Source organism: Burkholderia pyrrocinia, assembly GCF_022809715.1.
Classification (GTDB): domain Bacteria; phylum Pseudomonadota; class Gammaproteobacteria; order Burkholderiales; family Burkholderiaceae; genus Burkholderia; species Burkholderia pyrrocinia_C.
The window spans coordinates 190105-211492 of the sequence record NZ_CP094460.1; the positions used below are offsets into that span (position 1 = coordinate 190105).

The following is a 21388-nucleotide window of genomic DNA, read 5'->3' on the forward strand; positions in this document are numbered from 1 at the left end:
GGCGATGCGTGGTTCGATGCGTGCCGCGTGCCGCGTGCCGCGTGGCGAATGGCGGGCCGCGCTTGCGCAATGACGGACGGCAATCGTCGTCCGCGCGTGCCGGTATACCGCCGCAGCCCGTCGCTCTCGTCGCCTCACCTCGTTACCTCGTCGCTCCCGCTGCATCTGTTGCGTGCGTATCGTGAGGCCCGCGCATCGTGACTGAATTCGTCCCGTCTGAAATCGCCGGGCAGGTCGCTACCGCGCGCGCCGCGCTCGAGCGGCATCTCGGTGCGACGCTGGATGCGATCCACCTGTTCGGTTCGGCGCTCGACGGCGGCTTGAAACCGCGCAGCGACATCGACCTGCTGGTGACGGTGGCCGTGCGACCCGACGAAACGGCGCGGCGTGCGCTGATGTTCGACGTGCTCGCTGCGTCGGCGCCGCCCGGTCACGCAGGCGGCATGCGCGCGCTCGAGGTCACCGTCGTCGCGCACGGCGACGTGGTGCCGTGGCGTCATCCGGCGCGACGCGAACTGCAGTTCGGCGAGTGGCTGCGGCGCGATCTCGAAGCAGGCATCGTCGAACCGGCGCTCGCCGATCACGATCTGGCGATCCTGTTGACGAAGGCGCGGCAGCACAGTGTCGCGCTGGTCGGTCCGCCGGCGGCCACGCTATTCGAGCCGGTGCCCGCCCGCGACTTTGTCGCCGCGCTTCTCGCTACCGTTGCGCAGTGGAATGCCGAACCGGACTGGCGCGGCGACGAGTGCAACGTGGTGCTAGCGCTCGCACGCATCTGGTACAGCGCGGAAACCGGCAGGATCGCGCCCAAGGACGTCGCCGCGGCATGGGTGCTGGAGCGCCTGCCGGCCGCTTACCGGCCGGTTGTAGCGGCTGCGCGTGCCGCCTATCTCGATGGCGAAGCGGGCGCGGCGATCCTGTCGGGCGAACCGCTCGCCGCGTTCATCGGCTACGCGCGGCGGACCGTCGAATCGATGCTGTCGGCGTAGCGGCGGATGCCACGGTGCGCGCGATCGGCTTGCGGGCCGGCGCCTCGGTGGATCATGAGCGCTTTCGCCGCCGCACGCGCAAGCCGCCGATCCGGGCGCTCGCCGGCGACGCGCGATTTGCGCGCTTGACCGGCACGCCGTCACGCATCCGCGGCACGACGCGCTTCGTCAACCCGCCGTGCCCGCGTAGGCAGCCTTCAGCGCGGCGTCGTCGAACTTGGTCATCTGCATCATCGCTGCGGCTACGCGTGCCGCCTTGACCGTGTCGCGATCGGCCATCATCGGGATGAGCGCTTCCGGAACGATTTGCCACGACACGCCGTAGCGGTCCCTGAGCCAGCCGCAGCCGTCGGCCGTGCCGCCGTTGTCGAGCAGGGCACTCCAGTAGCGGTCGAGTTCCGCCTGGTCGGCGCAACTGACCAGCAGCGAAATCGCGTGGTTGAACGTCTCCGTGCGCGGGTGGCTCATCGCGATGAACGGCTGCCCGAACAGCTCGAACTCGACCATCCGCGTACCGTCGGTGCCGGACACCGACGTGACGCGCACGACGCGTGAATCCGGAAAGATGCCCGTATAGAAGGCCGCTGCTTCCTCGGCTTCCGTCGAGTACCAGAGAAAAGGCGTGATCTTCTGAATCGTCATGGCGAATCTCCTGTCTGTAGTGGCCGGGCCGCAAACCGCGTGCCGCCGTCGATACGACGGACGACGGCCGCCGAATTCGACACACGTGGGGCGAATGGCCGTCGCGCCGGATGAGCGGCGCCGACAGTGCGGATGGTAGTCGCCTGGAGGAAAGACGGCGACCTGGCCGGACACCCGGAAGCGGCATTTGCAGCGCTTTGCAGCCGCCAGGCGCCGTTGCCGGCCCGCCGACGTGCGTCGGCATCGGCTTCGTTCGCCGGCCCGTACAGGCGCTGCGGGCACGCGTGAGACGGACGAAAAAAAGCCAGCTGCGGCCGAAACCGGAGCTGGCTTTCCAGTTCGGCGGCAAGGCGTCGGAGACGCCATGCACGCCGGATACATCGTTTTTAGAACTTGTGGCGAATGCCGAGTGCGACCATTTCGGCCGAGCTCTTGCCGGCGAAGCCGTACGAAGCGATCGACGCTTGCGCGCTTTGCTGCACGCCGTCGACGAGCTGCGTGCCGCTCGCGTGCTGGTATGCGCCAACCAGGTAGATGTCCGTGCGCTTCGACAGCGAGTAGTCCGCGCCGACGCCGACCTGGTGGTACTTCGCCGACGTGTCGCCGCTTGCCTTCGTGTACGAGTAGCCGAGGCCCAGCAGCAGCGGCGGCGTGACCTGGTACGTCACGAACGCACGGCCCGTGTTGTACTTTTCGGTCGAGCCGAAGCCCGAGAACGCGTCCGGCTTGTACTGTGCGTTGCTGTAGCCGAGGCCGAACGTCACCGGGCCGATCGCGTACTGACCTGCAACTTGCGCGATGGCGATCGACTTCGCCGTGGCGTAACCCGAGTTGATCGGGCCGTCGAAGATCGCGTCGGACGTCGTCGAACCCCAGCCGCTGCGCAGGGCCGTGGCCGTCGGCGACGGGTTGTTCGCGTAGAAGTAGCCTGCGGCAACGCCGACCGGGCCGTTGTTGTAGGCGGCTGCGACCGACCAGGTCTGGCCCGCGCCCGTCTTGCCCGCTACACCGCCGAGGCCGTACATGCCTTCGACCTGGAAGCCTGCGAAGACCGGCGACGTGTACTTGATTGCGTTGCTGACGCGCAGGCTGTTGTCGTTGTTGTCGACGTCGCCCGGCGTGGCCATCACGCTGCCGAAGTAGTTGTCGGCCGTGACTGCCTGGACCAGGTCGACCAGCGGGTCGTACTGGCGGCCGAGCGTCAGCGTACCGTATTGCTTGCTGTCGAGACCGACGAATGCCTGACGACCGAACATGCGGCCGCCCTGGTTCAGCTTGCCCGTACCCGGATCAAAGCCGTTTTCCAACTGGAAGATCGCCTTCAGGCCACCGCCGAGGTCTTCTGCGCCCTTCAGGCCGAAGCGGCTGCCTTGCAGGTTGCCCGACAGCATTTGCCACGAGTTGTTGGCTTGACCGTCATTGCCGTGCACCCATGCGATCGACGTATCGATCACGCCGTACAGCGTCACGCTCGACTGAGCGTGCGCAGCGCCAGCGGCGCCCAGCAGGGCGAGCGAGAGGGTCGAGAGAGCAAGTTTCTTCATCGTTGAGATTCTCCACGCAAGTGATTCATCGTTATTTGTTGCGGATTGGAGAATAGCTCAGTGCCATCCACGCAAGAAAGCTTAAAAAATAAAGTGTCTCGAAAAGGTAACAGCGTGGAAAAGTCCATATATATCAAGCACATCAACGACTGTTCCTGTTTTTGAAATAGTTGACAATTGCTGCGGCGCGATTGTTTCAATGCTTGATGCACATTGCGGCAGACGCGCCGTTTCGGCCGGTTGGAGCAGCGAAATGAGCGCTTGCAAACGTTTGCTGTTGCAACTGCGAACGCGCCGACGTACGAGAAACGCGTCAACGCCGCGCGAATGCGCGGCGGACAGCATGGTTGCCAGGAGTCGGGCGGATGTGCGAGGGGGCATTGGCGGCGCGCGCGATGCCGGCGCGCAGCCGCTTTGCGGAGGAGGCGGGTGAATCAGTCGTTGTGCATGCGATCGGTCTGAGCGTGTACGGCCGGTGCGATACCGGCGGGCCGGTGCGCGTTGCCGCGGGCCGCCGCGAATTCCGCGCCGAGCAGCAGCACGATCGCAGAGAAGTACAGCCACATCAGCAGGACCGCGAACGATCCGGCCGCGCCGAACGCACTGGCCGTGCCTGCATGCGCGAGGTACAGCGCGAACAGCTTCTTGCCGCCGGAGAACAGGATCGCGGACACCACGCCGCCGACCGCGGCGTCGCGCCACGCGACGCGCGCATCGGGCAGGAACTTCATCAACGCGGCGAACGCGCCGGCGAGCACCGCGATGCCGACGAAGAACTGCACGAGGTTCGTGACGACGACATACGGCGAATCGCCCAGCAGCCAGGTGCCGACGAACGTGATCGCAGTGTCGAGCACGAGCGACACGATCAGCAGGAACGCGACGCCGAGCACGAGCCCGAACGAGATCAGCCGCACGCGCACGAGCCCGAGCATGCTCGACCAGCGGTTTTCGGTGGCCGGCCAGATCACGCTGAGCGCGGCGCTGAGCGACGCGAACGTGGCCGACGCGCCGACCGCGAGCGCGGCGAACGAGATCAGCGTCGCGAGGCCGCCGCGCTCGCCCGCGCGGTGCGCGTTCTGCACGATCGTCTGGATGCTGGCCGCCGCGTCGTCGCCGATCAACTGGTGCGCCTGTTCGAACACCTGGCCGCGCGCGGCGTCGTCGCCGTAGAACCAGCCGGCCACCGCGATCACCATTACGAGCGTCGGCGCAAGCGAGAACGCGGAGAAAAACGCGATGCCCGCGGCCATCGACGAGCAGCGGTCGGACGAGAAGCGCTTGAACGCGGTGAGGGCCCAGTTGGCCTGTTGCTGGGCAAGACGGGTTGCTTCGGAAGTGATCTGTCGTTTCATGACGGTTAGGTTGCGCGCGGAACGCGGATCATCGTTGGTAATCAGACAATTCAGCATTGATCCGAGGATTCGATCATAGTTGCTCGAACTGTCTATAATTCCTTTCAGTTTCCTCCACCCCACAATAACGCCGAGACCACCATGCTACAAATGTCCCGGCGCCAGTTCCTGAAGGTGACGGCCACGTCGCTTGCCGGATCGAGTCTTGCCCTGATGGGCTTTTCTCCATCCGAAGCGCTTGCCGAAGTCCGACAGTACAAGCTGGCGCGCACCGTCGAAACGCGCAACACCTGTCCTTACTGCTCAGTGGGTTGCGGCATCCTCATGTACAGCCTCGGAGACGGCGCGAAGAATGCGCAGCCGAGCATCATCCATATCGAGGGAGATCCCGACCATCCCGTCAATCGCGGCACGCTGTGCCCGAAGGGCGCGAGCCTGATCGACTTCATCCACAGCCCGAACCGCCTGACGCACCCCGAATACCGGGCGCCCGGCTCGGACAAGTGGGAACCCATCTCGTGGAACGACGCGCTCGACCGGATCGCGAAGCTGATGAAGGCCGACCGCGACGCGAACTTCGTCGAGACGACGGAAGACGGCGCGAAGGTCAACCGTTGGCTCACGACCGGCATGCTGGCCGCGTCGGCGGGCAGCAACGAGGTCGGCTACCTGACGCACAAGACTATCCGTAGTCTGGGAATGCTCGCATTCGACAATCAGGCGCGTGTCTGACATGGCCCGACGGTGGCAGGTCTTGCCCCGACGTTTGGCCGTGGAGCGATGACGAACCATTGGGTCGACATCAAGAACGCGGACGTGATTCTCGTGATGGGCGGCAATGCAGCCGAGGCCCATCCGTGCGGTTTCAAGTGGGTAACGGAGGCGAAGGCGCACCGCAAGGCGCGGCTGATCGTCGTCGACCCGCGCTTTACGCGTACGGCCTCGGTGGCCGATTACTACGCGCCGATTCGCACCGGCACCGACATCGTCTTTCTGGGCGGCGTCATCAACTATCTGCTGACGAACGACAAGATCCAGCACGAGTATGTGAAGAACTACACGGACTTCACGTTCATCGTGCGTGAGGATTTCGCGTTCAACGACGGCATCTATTCCGGCTATGACGCGGAGAAGCACGCGTACCCGGACAAATCGAGCTGGGACTACGAGCGCGGCGACGACGGATTCGCGAAGGTCGACCCGACGCTGCAGCATCCGCGCTGCGTGTACAACCTGCTGAAGCAGCACTACGCGCGCTATACGCCGGACATGGTTGCGCAGACCTGCGGCACGCCGAAGGAGAAGTTCCTGAAGGTGTGCGAGATGCTCGCGACGACGGCCGTGCCAGGCCGCGCCGGCACGATCCTGTACGCGCTCGGCTGGACCCACCACTCGATCGGCGCGCAGATGATCCGCACCGGCGCGATGGTGCAGCTGCTGCTCGGCAACATCGGCATCGCCGGCGGCGGGATGAACGCGCTGCGCGGCCACTCGAACATCCAGGGGCTGACCGACCTCGGGCTGATGTCGAACCTGCTGCCGGGCTACATGACGCTGCCGATGCAGTCCGAGCAGGACTTCGAGGGCTACATCAAGAAGCGCACGCAGCTGCCGCTGCGGCCGAACCAGTTGAGCTACTGGAAGAACTACAAGGCGTTCCACGTCAGCTTCATGAAGTCGTGGTGGGGCGATGCGGCGACCGCCGAGAACAACTGGGGCTACGACTACCTGCCGAAGCTGGACAAGCAGTACGACCTGCTACAGGCGATCGAGCTGATGAATGCCGGCAAGATGAACGGCTACATCTGCCAGGGCTTCAACCCGCTCGCGGCGGCGCCGTCGAAGGTGAAGACGGCCGCGGGGCTCGCGAAGCTGAAGTGGCTCGTCATCATGGATCCGCTCGCGACCGAGACGTCCGAGTTCTGGAAGCATCACGGCGACTACAACGACGTCGATGCGTCGAAGATCCAGACCGAGGTGTTCCGTCTGCCGACCACGTGCTTTGCGGAGGAAAACGGCTCGCTCGTCAGTTCGAGCCGCGTGCTGCAATGGCACTGGAAGGGTGCGGAGCCGCCGGGCGACGCGAAGAGCGATCTCGAGATCATGTCGGGGCTGTTCCTGCGCATGCGCAAGATGTATCAGGCAGACGGCGGCAAGTATCCGGACCCGATTGTGAACCTGACCTGGCCGTATGCGAACCCGGCAAGCCCGACGCCGGAAGAGCTCGCGATGGAGTTCAACGGCAAGGCGCTCGCCGACTTGCCCGACCCGAAGGATCCGACCAAGACGCTCGTGAAGAAGGGCGAGCAGCTCGCCGCGTTCGCGCAACTGAAGGACGACGGCACGACCGCGAGCGGTTGCTGGATCTTCTGCGGCGCATGGACGCAGGCCGGCAACCAGATGGGGCGGCGCGACAACTCGGATCCGACCGGCATCGGCCAGACGCTGAACTGGGCGTGGGCCTGGCCGGCGAACCGGCGGATCCTGTACAACCGCGCATCGTGCGACGTGAACGGCAAGCCGTTCGACCCTACCCGCAAGCTGATCGGCTGGAACGGCAAGGCGTGGGCGGGCCCGGATATCCCGGACTTCAAGGCGGACGAGCCGCCCGAGAACGGGATGGGGCCGTTCATCATGAACCCGGAAGGCGTCGCGCGCTTCTTCGCGCGCGCGGGGATGAACGAAGGTCCGTTCCCCGAGCACTACGAGCCGTTCGAGACGCCGATCGGCACGAACCCGCTGCACCCGAACAACCCGCAGGCGCTGAACAACCCGGCCGCCCGCGTGTTCCCGGACGACCGCGCGTCGTTCGGCAAGGCACCGGAGTTCCCGCACGCCGCGACGACTTACCGCCTGACCGAGCACTTCCACTACTGGACCAAGCATGCGCGGCTGAACTCGATCATCCAGCCCGAGCAATTCGTCGAGATCGGCGAAGACCTCGCGAAGGAAGTCGGCGTCGCGCACGGCGAACGCGTGAAGGTGTCGTCCAAGCGCGGCTACATCATCGCGGTCGCACTCGTCACGAAGCGGATCAAGCCGCTGACGGTCGACGGCAAGAAGGTCCAGACGGTCGGCATCCCGTTGCACTGGGGCTTCAAGGGTCTGACGAAGCCCGGCTATCTCGCCAATACCCTGACTCCGTCCGTGGGTGACGGCAACTCGTACACACCGGAATTCAAGTCGTTCCTGGTGAAGGTCGAAAAGGCGTAAGGGGAAAGAGATGGCATTGCAATCGCTGGATATCAAGCGCGTCTCGGCCACCACGACGCCACCGCCCACGGTGCGCGAACCGGTGACCGGGAGCGTCGCGAAGCTGATCGACGTATCGAAGTGCATCGGCTGCAAGGCATGCCAGACGGCGTGCATGGAGTGGAACGACCTGCGCGACGAGGTCGGCACCAACGTCGGCGTGTACGACAACCCGGCCGACCTGACCGAGCACTCGTGGACGGTGATGCGGTTCTCCGAATACGAGAACCCGGCAGGCGACCTCGAATGGCTGATCCGCAAGGACGGCTGCATGCACTGCGAGGATCCGGGCTGCCTGAAGGCGTGTCCGTCGCCGGGTGCGATCGTGCAGTACAACAACGGGATCGTCGATTTCCACGAGGAGAACTGCATCGGTTGCGGCTATTGCGTGACCGGCTGCCCGTTCAACGTTCCGCGGATCTCGAAGAAGGATCATCGCGCGTACAAGTGCACGCTCTGTTCCGACCGCGTCGCGGTCGGCCAGGAACCGGCCTGCGTGAAGACCTGCCCGACGGGCGCGATCGTGTTCGGTACCAAGGAGGACATGAAGCAGCACGCGGCCGAGCGGATCGAGGACCTGAAGGAGCGCGGCTTCGAGCATGCGGGGCTGTACGACCCGCAGGGCGTCGGCGGCACGCACGTGATGTACGTGCTGCACCATGCCGACAAACCGTCGCTGTACCACGGGCTGCCCGACAATCCGTCGATCAGCCCGATGGTGAAGCTGTGGAAGGGCATCGCGAAGCCGCTCGCGGTCGCCGGCATCGCGCTGACGGCGCTTGCCGGGTTCTTCCACTATGTCCGGGTCGGTCCGAACGAGGTGAGCGACGACGAGGAATCGGCCGCGCGCGACGAGGCGCGACGCATCAAGGAGGACGCGAAATGAAGCACGACGACCCCAACCTGATCGTCCGCTACTCGGCGAACGAGCGTACGAATCACTGGATCACCGCGATCACGTTCGTGCTGCTCGCGCTGTCCGGGCTCGCGCTGTTTCATCCGTCGATGTTCTGGCTGACCGCGCTGTTCGGCGGCGGCCAGTGGACGCGGATCCTGCATCCGTTCGTCGGCCTCGTGATGTTCGTGTCGTTCGCGATCCTGGTCGTGCGCTTCTGGCACCACAACGCGCTCGACGCGGACGACCGGCAGTGGCTGAAGCAGATCGGCGACGTGCTGACCAACCAGGAAGACAAGCTGCCGCCCGTCGGCCGCTATAACGCCGGGCAGAAGCTGCTATTCTTTACCTTGGTGGCGTGCCTGCTGTTGCTCCTGCTGTCGGGGATCGTGATCTGGCGGCGCTACTTCTCGTTCTACTTCCCGATCGGGGTGATCCGCGCGGCCGCTGTCGTGCATGCCGTGGCGGCCTTCGTGCTGATCGCGAGCATCATCGTGCACATTTACGCGGCGTTGTGGGTGAAGGGCTCGATCGGCGCGATGGTGCGTGGCACCGTTACGCTGGGCTGGGCTCGCAAGCATCACCCGAAGTGGTTCCGTGAAAGCGTGAAATAACGCACCGGAGCGGGCGGCTCGCCGATCGCGGCGGGCCGCTCCGTCAGCCGTCGGAACTGCCCGAAGCGCCGATCCGTCGGCGCTTGTTTATTTGGAATACATTTCTGTGACACAACGCATTCTCGAACCGACCGAGATCTCGGCACTCGATCATTCGGCCATTCCGCGCTTTCGCCTGCCGGAGCGCGCCACCGCGTTTGCGGCGCGCGCCGCGCGGCTGCGCAAGCTTGCCGACCTGAACCCGATCAGCGGCTACCTGCGGCTGATGGCCACCGTCGCCGATGCGCAGCACGCGACATTGCAGACGCTGGAGCTGCCGCTGCCGTCGAAGGAAGCGATCGCGCGTGCGCAGCAGCATTCGATGCCGCTCGTGCCGGCGCTCGACGGCGAGCGCGATCCGCGCTGGCGCGCCGTGCTGTACGAACTGCTCGATCGCGTCGAAGGCGCCGGGCTCGTCAATCCGTCGCTCGCGAAGCTGCTCGACCGGCTGCGCCTGATGGCGCCCGCCGAACTCGACGCGCAGGCCGACGCGATCCTCGCGCTGCGTTTCGCCGAGGTCGACCCGGCCACCGCGCCGTTCCTGATGGCCGCGCTGCAGGTCGTGTGGACCGATCTCGCCAGCCGCGTGACGCCGGCCGACGTTCCATATCTCGACCAGCCGGGGCTGTGCCCGGTGTGCGGCTCGCACCCGGTCGCGAGCGTCGTGCGGGTCGGCGGCCAGTTCCAGGGCTACCGTTTCCTGCAATGCGGGCTGTGCACGACCGAGTGGCACATGGTGCGCACCAAGTGCTCGCACTGCGATTCGACGAAGGGCATCGCATACCACGGGATCGAGGGCGGCAGCGAAGCCGTCAAGGCCGAATCGTGCGACGAGTGCAAGACCTATCGCAAGATCGGCTACCAGGAGAAGGACTACGAATTCGAGCCGCTGGCGGACGATCTCGCGAGTCTCACGCTCGACCTGCTGATGAACGAGGCCGGATACCAGCGCAGTTCGCCGAACCCGCTGCTGTGGCCGGACGTGTCGCGGGAAGCGGATTGACGGCACGGGGCCGGGGGCGGTGCGCGAGCGCCGGCCCCGGCCGACTGCGAAGCATGAGACTGGAGCCACTACTACGTGACCGAACCGGGTGTGAATGAACTGAATGCGGTGCTGGCGCGCGTGCCGTCGGTCGAGCGCGTGCTGTCGTCGGCACCGCTGCAACCGCTGCTTGCCGACCATGGCCGCACGCGCGTGCTGAATGCCGTGCGCGCCGAACTCGAACGCTGGCGTACCGCCGCGCAGCACGATCCGGCGGCGGCCGAGCCGCTCGACGAGCCGCGCATCGCCGCGGCCGTCGCGCGCACGCTGGCCGCACAGAGCGCCGGCGCCGTGCGCGCGGTGTTCAACCTGACCGGCACCGTGCTGCATACGAACCTCGGGCGCGCGCTGCTGCCCGACGAAGCGGTGCGCGCGGTGATCGACGTGCTGACGCGGCCCGTCAACCTCGAATTCGATCTCGCCACGGGCCGTCGCGGCGATCGCGACGACCTGATCGACGATCTGTTGTGCGAACTGACGGGCGCGGAAGCGGCGACCGTCGTCAACAACAATGCGGCGGCCGTGCTGCTGACGCTGTCGGCGCTCGCGACGAAGCGCGAAGTCGTCGTATCGCGCGGCGAGCTGGTCGAGATCGGCGGCGCCTTCCGGATTCCCGACATCATGAGTCGCGCCGGCGCCAGGTTGCGCGAGGTCGGCACGACCAACCGCACCCATCTGCGCGACTACGCGGACGCGATCGGCCCGCGCACCGCGCTGCTGATGAAGGTGCACTGCAGCAACTATGCGATCAGCGGCTTCACGAAGGAGGCGACGCTCGCCGAACTCGCGCCGCTCGCGCGCGAGCACGGGCTGCCGGTCGCCGTCGATCTCGGCAGCGGCACGCTCGCCGACCTGTCGTTATGGGGGCTGCCGCACGAGACGACCGTGCAGGAAACCGTCGCCGACGGCGCAAACGTTGTCACCTTCAGCGGCGACAAGCTGCTCGGCGGGCCGCAGGCCGGCCTGATCGTCGGCGATCGTGCACTGGTCGCGAAGATCAAGAAGCATCCGCTCAAGCGCGCGCTGCGCGTCGGCAAGCTGACGCTCGCGGCGCTCGAGCCCGTGCTGCGGCTCTACCAGGCGCCCGAATTCCTGCGCGACCGGCTCACGACTTTGCGCCTGCTGACGCGTCCGCAGCGCGAGATCGCCGAGGCCGCGGAGCGCGTGCGCCCGGCGCTGCAGGCCGCGCTCGGCAACGGTTTCGACGTGACGGTCGAACCGATGTTCAGCCAGATCGGCAGCGGCGCGCTGCCGGTCGACCAGCTGCCGAGCGCCGGGCTCGTCGTGCGCACGCCGGACGGCAAGCGCAGCGGCCGCGCGCTTGCGCAGCTCGAGAAGCGGCTGCGCGAATGGCCGCGCCCGGTGATCGGCCGCATCGCCGACAACGCGCTGCGGCTCGACCTGCGCTGCCTCGAAGCCGCCGACGAAGCGGCATTCGTCGCGCAATGCGTGCCGCCCGCGGAGCCCGCTGCATGATCGTCGGTACCGCGGGACACATCGATCACGGCAAGACGACGCTCGCGCGGGCGCTGACGGGCGTCGATACCGACCGGCTGAAGGAAGAGAAGGCACGTGGCATCTCGATCGAGCTCGGCTACGCGTATACGCCGCTCGAGAACGGCGACGTGCTCGGCCTGATCGACGTGCCGGGCCACGAGAAGCTGATCCATACGATGGCGGCCGGCGCGTGCGGGATCGACTTCGCGCTGCTCGTGATCGCCGCCGACGACGGCGTGATGCCGCAGACGCGCGAGCATCTCGCGATCCTGCAGCTGCTCGGCGTCACGCACGGCGCGGTCGCGCTGACGAAGTGCGATCGTGTCGACGCCGCGCGCGTCGCCCAGGTGCGCGACGAGATCGCCGCATGGCTGCACGACTCGACGCTGGCCGGCGCGCCGATCTTCGAAACCCGTGCGACGGCCGTGGACGATCCGGGCGTCGCCGCGTTGAAGCGTCACCTGGCCGACGCGGCGATCGCGTGGCGTGCGCGCCGCGACGACGGCCTGTTCCGGCTCGCGGTCGATCGCGTGTTTACGCTCGCGGGGCAGGGGACCGTCGTGACGGGCACCGCGTTCGCGGGCCGCGTCGCGACGGGCGACACGCTCACGATCGTGCGCACGGGCGGCGCGGCGCGCGTGCGCAGCATCCATGCGCAGAACCGGCCGGTCCAGGCCGGCCGCGCGGGCGAGCGTTGCGCACTGAACCTGGCCGGCGTCGACAAGGCCGACGTCGAGCGCGGCGATACCGTCGCCGATGCGCGGCTCGCCGCGACGTCGCCGCGCGTGGACGTCGAGCTGACGCTGCTCGCGGACGCGGGGCTGACGCTGACGCACTGGGCGCCGCTGCACGTGCATCTCGGCACGCTGCATCGCGTCGCGCATGTCGCGCTGCTCGACGGCGATACGCTCGCGGCCGGCCAGCGGATGCGCGTGCAACTGGTATTCGACGAACCGGTGTTCGCGCTGCCGGGCGACCGGTTCATCGTCCGCAATCCGCAGGCGACCCGCACCGTCGGCGGCGGTCGTGTGCTCGATCCGTTCGGGCCGGCGCGCAAGCGCCGCACGCCCGCGCGCCGCGCGTGGCTCGATGCGCTTGCCGAGTGGCTCGACGAAGGGCGCCTCGATGCGCTGCTCGCGCAGGCGCCGCTCGGCATCCCGCGCGCGATGCTCACGCACCTCACCGGTTTCGCGCCGGATGCGCTCGCATTGCCGGACGACGCGCACGCGATCGGGCAACGCGATGCCGCGTCGAACGACGGCGCGGTGATTTCGCATGCGCACTGGCGCGCGCTGCAGACGCGGGCGATCGAGACGCTGCGCGCGTATCACGAGCGCATGCCCGACGAACAGGGGCTCGACGCCGCGCGCCTGCGGCGGATGGCTGCGCCGCTTGCCGGCGATGCGTTGTGGCGCGCGCTCGTCGATGCGCTGGTGGGCGGCGGCGAAGTCGCGCGAAGCGGGCCGTGGCTGCATCTGCCGTCGCATTCGGTGAGCCTCGATTCGCGCGAGGAAGCGCTGGCGCGGCAACTGCTGCCGCTGATTCATGCGGGCCGCTTCGATCCGCCGTGGGTGCGCGACCTGGCCCGCGACACGGGCGCGGCCGAGGACGCGGTGCGCACGCTGCTGCGCAAGCTCGCGCGGCGCGGCGACGTGCACCAGGTCGTGCGCGACCTGTTCTATCACGCGGATGTCGTACGCGAGCTGACGGAACTGGTCGCGCACCTCGCGCCTTCGAGCGGCGGCGGGCTCGATGCCGCGACGTTTCGCGACGCGACGGGGCTGGGCCGCAAACGTGCGATCCAGATTCTCGAGTTCTTCGATCGGGTTGGGTATACTCGCTTCCGCCGCGATCTTCACTTCCTGCGGCCTGACAGCGGTTGGGTGGGTATTCAGGCGTAGGCGCTCGTTGTTCTTTGGGTTGTTTCCCCGAGGAAGGCATTCGTATCCGGTGGTACGGCCGGGCTTCAAATCCGGTTGGGGGTGTCAGACACTCCCGGGTAGGTTCGACTCCTGCTGCCTTCCGCCATATGGCCTTTCCGGGCTATTCTGACTTCTTCCGCTGATTTCCTCTAGGCCGCTGATTTTAAAGCGGTTTATGGGTAACGGCGTGCTTGCGGCTACCGCTGGCGTCCCACACAATTTCCTCACGAAGTATGGGTAGCGATGTGGGTTTGTGGGTAGGGAGGGCAACATGGCTGGACGACAGTTGCATCGGCTCAGCGCACTGCGGGTCGCGAAAGAGGTGACGCCGGGTCATTACGCGGATGGCGGCGGTCTCTATATGCAGATCGCGGACAGCGGTGCGCGTTCATGGGTGTTCCGGTTCAATGTGACTAATACTGATCCGTTGCTCCAGCAGTTTCGCGATCGGCTAGCCTCAGTCTTTATGAAACCGTCTCTAAGCCCGGCCTCGCGTCGGGGGCAGGAGCAGGGGCACGGACCGGAGCAGGACCCGCTAGCGGAACGCCCGCATCTGCCCCGTCATCATCTGCAACATCTTGTTGGCGGCCACCGAGAGCTTGCGACCTACGCGCGTGACCATATGCGCCTCGGCGTTCTCGAGGATCGGATGCGCGATCTCGATCGCGAACAGCTCCTTGGCCTGTAGCTCGGCCGCCACCGCGAAGGCCGGCATCACCGAGATGCCGAGTCCCGATTTCACGAACTCCTTCAGGATCGCGAAGGAATTGGTGGTGACGATCGGCGCGAGCCGCACGCGCTCGGCGTATTCCACAGCCTCCATCATCTGCCGCGTGCCGTAGGACGGGTGGGTGGCCGCCAGCGGGTAGGTGGCGAGTTGCTGCACCGTCAGCACCTTGTGGCTGCGGCGCGGGAAGTCGGGGCCGACGATCGCCATCATCGGCTGCCGCTTCGAGGCGCGCGACACCAGCTTGGGCTCGGCGGGCGGGTTGTAGACCAGGCCGATCTCGCCCTCGTCGTTCGAGATCTTGCGGATCACGTCGTTGGTGCTGCCCACGTCGAGGTTGACGCGGATCCCTGGGAACTGCCGGCAGAACTGCTGCATTGGCCCGGCCAGTAGGTCGGAGACGAAGCCCTCGCCGAGCACCAGGCTGACCTGGCCGGTCTTGAGCCCGCGCAACTCCTGCAGGCGCGAGATCAGGTCGTCGCGGTGCGCGAGCTGCTCGCGGAAATACTCGATCACGCAGCGTCCCGCCTCGGTGGGCGTCACGCCGCGTGCGTGGCGCTCCACCAGGGTGGCGTCGAGCTCCTTCTCCAGCAGCCCGATCTGGCGGCTCACGGCCGAGGGCGCCACGTCGAGCCAGTCAGCCGCGGCGCGGATCGTGCCGCAGCGCACGGCCTCGTAGAAATAGACGATCCGGCTGTCGGTAAGGGTATCGCTCATGATCCTGGTGTTCTAAAAAAGAGAACAATATCAATATTGGCGTTGATTGATTATACGGGTCGCCGGACCGAACATCGTGGCCATGCAAGGCGGGCCGACGCTGGCGCGCCGGCCTCGAACCAACAGTTATCAGGAGTCGTCGGATGAAAACGGTGGGCGTGATCGGTTTGGGCAACATGGGGCGCGGCATGGCCGGTTCGCTGCGGCGCGGCGACTACACGGTGCTCGGCTACGACGCGGCGCCCGGCGTGGCGCTCGCGCTGGCCGGGCAGGCGGTGCTGTCGGCGCGCGATTCGGTGGCCGAGATCGCGCGCGACGCCGACGTGCTGCTGCTGTCGCTGCCGACCTCGGCGGTGGTCGAGGCGGTGGTGCTGGGTGCGGGCGGCGTGCTCGAGAACGCCAGGCCGGGCAGCATCGTGATCGACACCACCACGGCCGATCCGGACAGCACGCGGCGCGTGGCGGCGGCCCTGGCCGAGCGCGGCATCGGCTTTGTCGACGGCCCGGTGAGCGGCGGCCCGAAGGGTGCGGCCACCGCCACCATGACCATGGTGCTGGGCGGCTCGGACAGCGATATCGCGGCCATCGAGCCAATCCTCGCGGTGATCAGCGCCAAGCGCGTGCATGTAGGCCCGGTGGGCGCCGGCCACGTCACCAAGCTGCTCAACAATCTGCTGACCGGCGTGCACCTGCTGGCCGCCAGCGAGGCGGTGCGCACCGCGCGCGCGGCCGGCGTCGATCCGGAAAAGCTGGTCGAGGCGCTCAACGGCGGCTCTGGCCGCAACAGCGCGACGCTGACCAACTACCCGACCTGGATCTTCAACGGCAAGTTCGATTCCGGCTTCACCATGAAGCTGATGCGCAAGGACGTGCGGCTCGCGCTGGGCCTGCTCGACCAGTTCGACAGCGTCGCGCCGGTGGCGCGCGAGGCTGCGCGCGTGTGGGCCGCCAGCGAGGTATTCGTCGCCGACGGCGAGGACTTCAACCGCATCGTCGACTTCCTCGACCCTGCCTGAGGCCGGGCAGCACGCGCCACGATCCCGCTCGACCGTATACGGAAACCTGACATGACCCAGCACGCAGACCAGTTGCTCGCCGCCTTCGCGCATTTCTTCCCCGGTGCCGCCACGATCGGCTCGTATATCGACGGCGAACTCGTCGCCGGCCAGGGCGACACGATCCAGCTTTACGATGCGGCGACGGGCGAGGCCACGCTCGCCTATCGCGACGCCGGCGCAGCCGTGATCGACCATGCTGCCGAAAGCGCGCGCCGCGCGCAGCGCGAATGGTGGGCGCTCACGCATGCCGGGCGCGGCCGCGTGATGCAGGAGGTGGCGCGTGCGATCCGCGCCGAGGCCGAGGCGATCGCGCGGCTGGAGGCGCTGGGCTCGGGCAAGCCGATCCGCGACTGCCGGGGCGAGGTGGCCAAGGTCGCCGAGATGTTCGAATACTACGCGGGCTGGACCGACAAGTTCTACGGCAGCGTGATCCCGGTGCCGACCTCGCACCTCAACTACACGCGCCGAGAGCCGGCCGGCGTGGTGCTGCAGATCACGCCCTGGAACGCGCCGGTGTTCACCTGCGGCTGGCAGGTGGCGCCCGCGGTGGCGATGGGCAACGGCGTGCTGCTCAAGCCCTCGGAGCTGACGCCCTTCACGTCGCTGGCGGTCGCGAGGCTCGGCGAGCGCGCCGGGCTGCCGCGCGGCCTGGTCAACGTGCTGGCCGGCTTCGGTCACACCGCCGGGCAGGCCGCGATCGCGCATCGCGTGGTGAGCAAGGTGGTGTTCGTCGGCTCGCCGGCCACCGGCGCGCGCATCGCCGAGGCCGCCGCGCGCCGCGTGCTGCCCTGCGTGCTGGAGCTAGGCGGCAAGTCGGCCAATATCGTGTTCGCCGATGCCGACCTCAAGCGCGCCGCGCTGACCGCCCAGGCGGCGATCTTCGCCGGCGCGGGCCAGAGCTGCGTGGCCGGCTCGCGCCTGCTGGTGCAGCGCGCCGTCTACGACGAATTCGTCGCGATGGTGGCTGCCGGGGCGAAGAAGATCCGTGTCGGCGCGCCGCTCGACGATGCGACCGAGGTGGGCCCGATCAACAATCGCAAGCAGTACGACCACGTGATGTCGATGATTGCGCGCGGCGTGGCGGCGGGCGCCACGCTCGTCTGCGGCTCGGCCGAGGCCGTCGGGGAGGGCCGCGGCGGCTACTTCGTGGCGCCCACCGTGCTGGCCGGCGTGTCGAACGCGATGGAGGTGGCGCGCACCGAGATCTTCGGGCCGGTGGTGGCCGCCATCCCGTTCGACACCGAGGAGGAGGCGATCGCGATCGCCAACGACACCGACTTCGGCCTGGCCGGCGCGGCCTGGACCACCGACGTGGCGCGCGCGCATCGCGTGGCCGCGCAGGTGAATGCCGGCACCTTCTGGGTCAACGGCTACAAGACCATCAACGTGGCCTCTCCGTTCGGCGGCTACGGCATGAGCGGCTACGGCCGCTCGAGCGGGGTCGAGGCGCTGTACGAATACACGCAGACCAAGAGCGTGTGGGTCGAGACGGCTGAAGCGCCGCCCACCGCGTTCGGTTATTTGTAACACCGGCCCGCATTCGACGGCAGCCGGGCTTCAAGGGGAGATTCGTCATGGAACACGCACTGGGTATCGAGCGCCGCGAGCTTGGCGGCGCGGCCACCGCCAAGGTCCTGCTTTACGCGGCCGGCATCCTGCTGGTCGCCGAATGGATCGGCTCGTTCACGTTCAAGCTCGGACCGGGCAAGGTCGTGCTGCTGCCGATGATCTGGGCGCTGCTGCTCGGCGCCGCGGTGGGGCTGGCCAGCGCGCGCTGGAGCAGCAGCGCGCGCCTGAGCGTGCCCGACCAGTTCTTCGCGGCCGCGATCCTGCAGCCTGCGCTGCTGCTGTTCGTTTCCAAGCTCGGGCTGATGGTGGGCAGCGCGCTGCCCAAGCTGGCTTCGGCGGGCTGGGCGCTGGCCTTCCAGGAATTCGGCCACTTCGTCGGCACCATCCTGCTCGGCCTGCCGCTCGCGTTGCTGCTCGGCATCAAGCGCGAGGCGATTGGCGCGACCTTCTCGGTGGGTCGCGAGCCGAGCCTGGCGATCATCGGCGAGAAGTACGGCATGGATTCGGCCGAGGGCCGCGGCGTGCTGGCCGAGTACCTGACCGGCACCGTGTTCGGTGCGGTGTTCATCGCCGTGTTCGCGGGTTTCGTGAGCAGCCTCGGCATCTTCGATCCGCTCGCGCTGGCGATGGGCTCGGGCGTCGGCTCGGGCAGCATGATGGCGGCTGCCTCGGGCGCGATCGCCGCGCAGCAGGACCCGGAGACGGCGAAATCGGTGCTCGCCTTCGCCGCGGCCAGCAACCTGATCACCACCACCATCGGCACCTACTTCACGCTGTTCATCTCGCTGCCGCTCGCGGTCTGGGGCTATCGCGTGCTGGAGCCGCTGATCGGCCGCACCACCAAGGCATCGGCGCAGCCCGAGGCGGTCAGCCCGTCGCTGGGCGAAGTGCGGACCGAGGCGCCCGCGCTCGGCTACGGCGGCAAGCTGCTGGCCTGGATCGTGACGGCCGCGATGGCGCTGGTGTGCGACTGGATCGCCCACGGCACCACACCGCTGGCGGGACTGCCGGGAATCGCGATCATGGTGTGCGCGACGATCGTCGGCGATGCGCTGGCGCGCGTGACGGGGCGGCGGATTCCGGCGGTCTGCTGGGTATCGGTGGTGGCGATGTTCCTGACCTCGCCGTGGTGCCCGTGGGCTTCGCAGATCGCCGCGCTCAGCTCGCACAATGATTTCCTCGGGGTGACCACGCCGATGCTGGTGTTTGCGGGGCTGTCGATCGCCAAGGACATCCCGGCTTTCCGCCGGCTCGGCTGGCGCATCGTGCTGGTGTCCTTCGTGGCCAATGCCGGAACCTTTATCGGCGCGACCCTGGTGGCGCAGCTGTTCCATATCTGATGCCTGATGCGGCACGGCGGTGGGCGGCATGGACCGGCCCACCGCCGTGCCGCGACGACCGACAAAAGCGTTCCCATCCGCATGAAATTGATCGATTCCATCGTCGCGCACGCCGACGAACTGACGGCGATACGCCGCGATATCCATGCCCATCCCGAGGTGGGCTACGACGTGTTCCGCACCGCCGAACTCGTCGCCGAGCGGCTCGAGCAATGGGGTTATGCCGTCACGCGCGGCGTCGGCCGCACCGGCGTGGTCGGCACCTTGAAGCGCGGCAGCAGCGCGCGCGCGATCGGCCTGCGCGCCGATATGGATGCGCTGCCCGTGCAGGAGGCCAACACCTTCGCGCATCGTTCGACGGTGCCTGGCGCGATGCATGCCTGCGGCCACGACGGGCACACCACCATGCTGCTGGGGGCCGCGCGCCATCTGGCGCGGCATGGCGAGTTCGACGGCACCGTGCAGCTGTTCTTCCAGCCGGCCGAGGAGGCGGGCGGCGGCGCGCGCGCGATGATCGATGACGGCCTGTTTGAGCGTTTCCCGGTGGATGCCGTGTTCGGGCTGCACAACTGGCCCGGCATCGCGGCCGGCGATTTCGCGGTGCGGCCGGGGCCGCTGATGGCCTCGACCAGCCTGTTCCGGATCAACCTGCGCGGTGCCGGCTGCCACGCGGCCATGCCGCACCTGGGCCGCGATCCGGTGTTCGCGGCGGGACAGGTGCTGAGCGCCCTGCAGGGGATCGTCACGCGCAACCGGAATCCGATCGACGGCGCGGTGCTGTCGGTCACGCAGGTGCATGCGGGCGAGGCGATGAACGTGGTGCCGACCGATGCCTGGCTAGGCGGCACGGTGCGGACCTTCTCCGATGCGACGCTCGACCTGATCGAGACGCGCATGCGTGCCGTGGTGGCCGCGACGGCCGCGGCCTTCGATTGCGAGAGCGAGGTGGATTTCCAGCGCCAGTATCCGGCTACCGTGAACGACGCCGAGCAGACAGCGGTGGCGGTGGCGGTGATGCGCGAGCTGGTGGGCGAGGCGCATGTGAACGCGGCCGTCGATCCGACCATGGCGGCGGAGGATTTCTCGTTCATGCTGCGCGAGAAGCCGGGTTGTTATGCGTTCCTCGGGAATGGGGCGGGCGATCATCGCGTGCATGGGCATGGCGGCGGGCCTTGCCTGCTGCATAACGCCAGTTACGACTTCAACGATGCGTTGCTGCCGGTGGGGGCGAGCTATTTCGTGAGGTTGGTGGAGCGGGTTTTGGCGCGGTAGGGAAGCGGTGCCGACTTTTCGGGGCCGATCGTGATGAACGAGCGCCGCCGGGGTGATCTCGGTATGGGTGGCGCTCGTTGGTAAACGTTAATTCGACCCGAGCGGATCAGTGCATCGCATGGCAGCTCCTCGTCTCGAAATTTGGGAGACGATACGCTTTCATGTGGCCGCTTCCCAGCGTTTTTAACGGCGTCTTTCAACATCTGCGGAATCGCTCGGAATCGCGATGCATCGACTGCGGCTGGCGGCCGGGCATCGGCGCATTGGCGCCCCGCACTCAGGTGTCGACCAGCCGGTGCATCGGCGGCGCAGCCGCCGCGTCGGCCGCGCCTGGCTCGCGCGTGATCGCGAAGAGCAGCGCATCGGCGGCGGCCAGCCCCTGGTTGGGGCGCGGTTCCCAGTTCGTGAGCCGGCCTTCGAACCGGAAGCCGAGCCGCGTGAGCGTGCCGGCGGCGGCGCCTTCCGGCGCGCAATACGCGTGAATGCGGCACAGGGCAGGCCGCGCCAGCAGCCAGCGCAGGAGCTTGAGCAGCGCGGCGAGACACGCCCGCCGGCGCCGGTGACCGTCGAGCCGGCTGATCACGACGCCGATCTCCGCGCGCGGCGGCTCGGGCCGCAATTCGATCGCGGCGAGCAGCGTGCCGCTGGCGGCGTCCTCGAGCGCCCACGTATAGCGGCATCCGGCGTGCCAGGCCGCGTCGCAACCGACGATGAACGCCTGCGTTTCGGCGACGTTCGCATGGGTGCGCATCGGCAGCCACGCCGTCACGCCGGGATCGCCGAGCAGGACCGCGAACAGGGCCGGCGCATCGTCCGCGCGAAACGGGCGCAGCCGCACGGCGCCGGCCTCGATGACGCGCGGAACCGCGAAGCGGGGCGCGACGGCGTCCGGCATGGACGGGCATGTGGCGCAC

Annotated in this window: 16 protein-coding genes, 1 tRNA gene and 2 pseudogenes; 13 read left to right on the forward strand and 6 right to left on the reverse strand. The window is 67.6% G+C overall.

Annotation, left to right across the window (positions count from 1 at the left end):
* Positions 1-197: 197 nt before the first annotated feature.
* Positions 198-989, forward strand: a complete 792-nt coding sequence (locus MRS60_RS17695; protein ID WP_243566294.1) for an AadA family aminoglycoside 3''-O-nucleotidyltransferase — start codon at positions 198-200, stop codon at positions 987-989.
* A 168-nt stretch (positions 990-1157) separates the two neighbouring features.
* Here MRS60_RS17695 and MRS60_RS17700 read toward each other — a convergent pair whose 3' ends face one another.
* The 4 genes from MRS60_RS17700 to MRS60_RS17715 form a co-directional block, all read right to left on the reverse strand.
* Positions 1158-1631 carry a VOC family protein gene (locus MRS60_RS17700; protein ID WP_105390811.1) on the reverse strand — a complete coding sequence of 158 codons (474 nt, stop codon included), beginning with the start codon at positions 1629-1631 and terminating at the stop codon, positions 1158-1160.
* Positions 1632-2017: 386 nt separating this feature from the next.
* The gene (locus tag MRS60_RS17705) at positions 2018-3175 is read right to left on the reverse strand and encodes a porin (RefSeq protein WP_243566295.1); all 1158 of its coding nucleotides are present in this window, start codon (positions 3173-3175) and stop codon (positions 2018-2020) included.
* Positions 3176-3256: 81 nt separating this feature from the next.
* Positions 3257-3520: a hypothetical protein gene (locus MRS60_RS17710; protein ID WP_243566296.1), complete on the reverse strand. Its 264-nt coding sequence runs from the start codon at positions 3518-3520 to the stop codon at positions 3257-3259.
* Between the two features lie 89 nt (positions 3521-3609).
* Complete coding sequence (locus MRS60_RS17715) at positions 3610-4530, reverse strand: YihY/virulence factor BrkB family protein (RefSeq protein ID WP_131949288.1); 921 nt, start codon at positions 4528-4530, stop codon at positions 3610-3612.
* Between the two features lie 141 nt (positions 4531-4671).
* On the opposite strand from MRS60_RS17715, the gene fdnG reads away from it, so the two are divergent.
* From fdnG to MRS60_RS17755, 8 genes and pseudogenes are all read left to right on the forward strand, one after another.
* Entirely contained in the window at positions 4672-7743 is a 3072-nt protein-coding gene (gene fdnG / locus MRS60_RS17720; protein WP_217589955.1) for a formate dehydrogenase-N subunit alpha, read from the forward strand.
* A 10-nt stretch (positions 7744-7753) separates the two neighbouring features.
* On the forward strand, positions 7754-8668 hold the full coding sequence (gene fdxH, locus MRS60_RS17725; protein ID WP_034179967.1) for a formate dehydrogenase subunit beta: 915 nt from the start codon (positions 7754-7756) through the stop codon (positions 8666-8668).
* Positions 8665-9291, forward strand: a complete 627-nt coding sequence (locus MRS60_RS17730) for a formate dehydrogenase subunit gamma (RefSeq protein ID WP_059599523.1) — start codon at positions 8665-8667, stop codon at positions 9289-9291. Before fdxH ends, MRS60_RS17730 begins: the two co-directional genes overlap by 4 nt.
* Before the next feature lie 106 nt (positions 9292-9397).
* Complete coding sequence (fdhE, locus tag MRS60_RS17735; RefSeq protein WP_217589956.1) at positions 9398-10333, forward strand: formate dehydrogenase accessory protein FdhE; 936 nt, start codon at positions 9398-9400, stop codon at positions 10331-10333.
* Positions 10334-10408: 75 nt separating this feature from the next.
* Positions 10409-11848: an L-seryl-tRNA(Sec) selenium transferase gene (gene selA / locus MRS60_RS17740; protein ID WP_243566297.1), complete on the forward strand. Its 1440-nt coding sequence runs from the start codon at positions 10409-10411 to the stop codon at positions 11846-11848.
* Positions 11845-13770 (forward strand): selenocysteine-specific translation elongation factor, encoded by a 1926-nt coding sequence (gene selB, locus MRS60_RS17745; RefSeq protein ID WP_243566298.1) that lies wholly within the window; start codon positions 11845-11847, stop codon positions 13768-13770. Before selA ends, selB begins: the two co-directional genes overlap by 4 nt.
* Before the next feature lie 31 nt (positions 13771-13801).
* Positions 13802-13897, forward strand: a tRNA-Sec gene (locus MRS60_RS17750).
* A 165-nt stretch (positions 13898-14062) separates the two neighbouring features.
* Positions 14063-14203, forward strand: a pseudogene (locus MRS60_RS17755) (integrase); the annotation flags it as partial.
* Between the two features lie 123 nt (positions 14204-14326).
* On the opposite strand, the gene MRS60_RS17760 reads toward MRS60_RS17755, so the two are convergent.
* A complete protein-coding gene (locus tag MRS60_RS17760; RefSeq protein ID WP_105390816.1) occupies positions 14327-15235 on the reverse strand; it encodes a LysR family transcriptional regulator in 909 nt (302 codons plus the stop codon).
* A 113-nt stretch (positions 15236-15348) separates the two neighbouring features.
* Between MRS60_RS17760 and MRS60_RS17765 the strand changes: the two are divergent.
* The 4 genes and pseudogenes from MRS60_RS17765 to MRS60_RS17780 form a co-directional block, all read left to right on the forward strand.
* Positions 15349-16251, forward strand: a pseudogene (locus tag MRS60_RS17765) (NAD(P)-dependent oxidoreductase); the annotation flags it as partial.
* Positions 16252-16302: 51 nt separating this feature from the next.
* The gene (locus MRS60_RS17770; RefSeq protein WP_243566299.1) at positions 16303-17820 is read left to right on the forward strand and encodes an aldehyde dehydrogenase family protein; all 1518 of its coding nucleotides are present in this window, start codon (positions 16303-16305) and stop codon (positions 17818-17820) included.
* A gap of 47 nt (positions 17821-17867) precedes the next feature.
* Positions 17868-19202: a DUF3100 domain-containing protein gene (locus tag MRS60_RS17775; RefSeq protein ID WP_243566301.1), complete on the forward strand. Its 1335-nt coding sequence runs from the start codon at positions 17868-17870 to the stop codon at positions 19200-19202.
* 81 nt (positions 19203-19283) lie between these two features.
* Positions 19284-20474: a M20 aminoacylase family protein gene (locus tag MRS60_RS17780; protein ID WP_243566302.1), complete on the forward strand. Its 1191-nt coding sequence runs from the start codon at positions 19284-19286 to the stop codon at positions 20472-20474.
* A gap of 277 nt (positions 20475-20751) precedes the next feature.
* Here the strand turns inward: MRS60_RS17780 and MRS60_RS17785 are convergent, their stop codons facing one another.
* Positions 20752-21369 (reverse strand): GNAT family N-acetyltransferase, encoded by a 618-nt coding sequence (locus tag MRS60_RS17785; RefSeq protein ID WP_243566303.1) that lies wholly within the window; start codon positions 21367-21369, stop codon positions 20752-20754.
* Positions 21370-21388 lie beyond the last annotated feature (19 nt).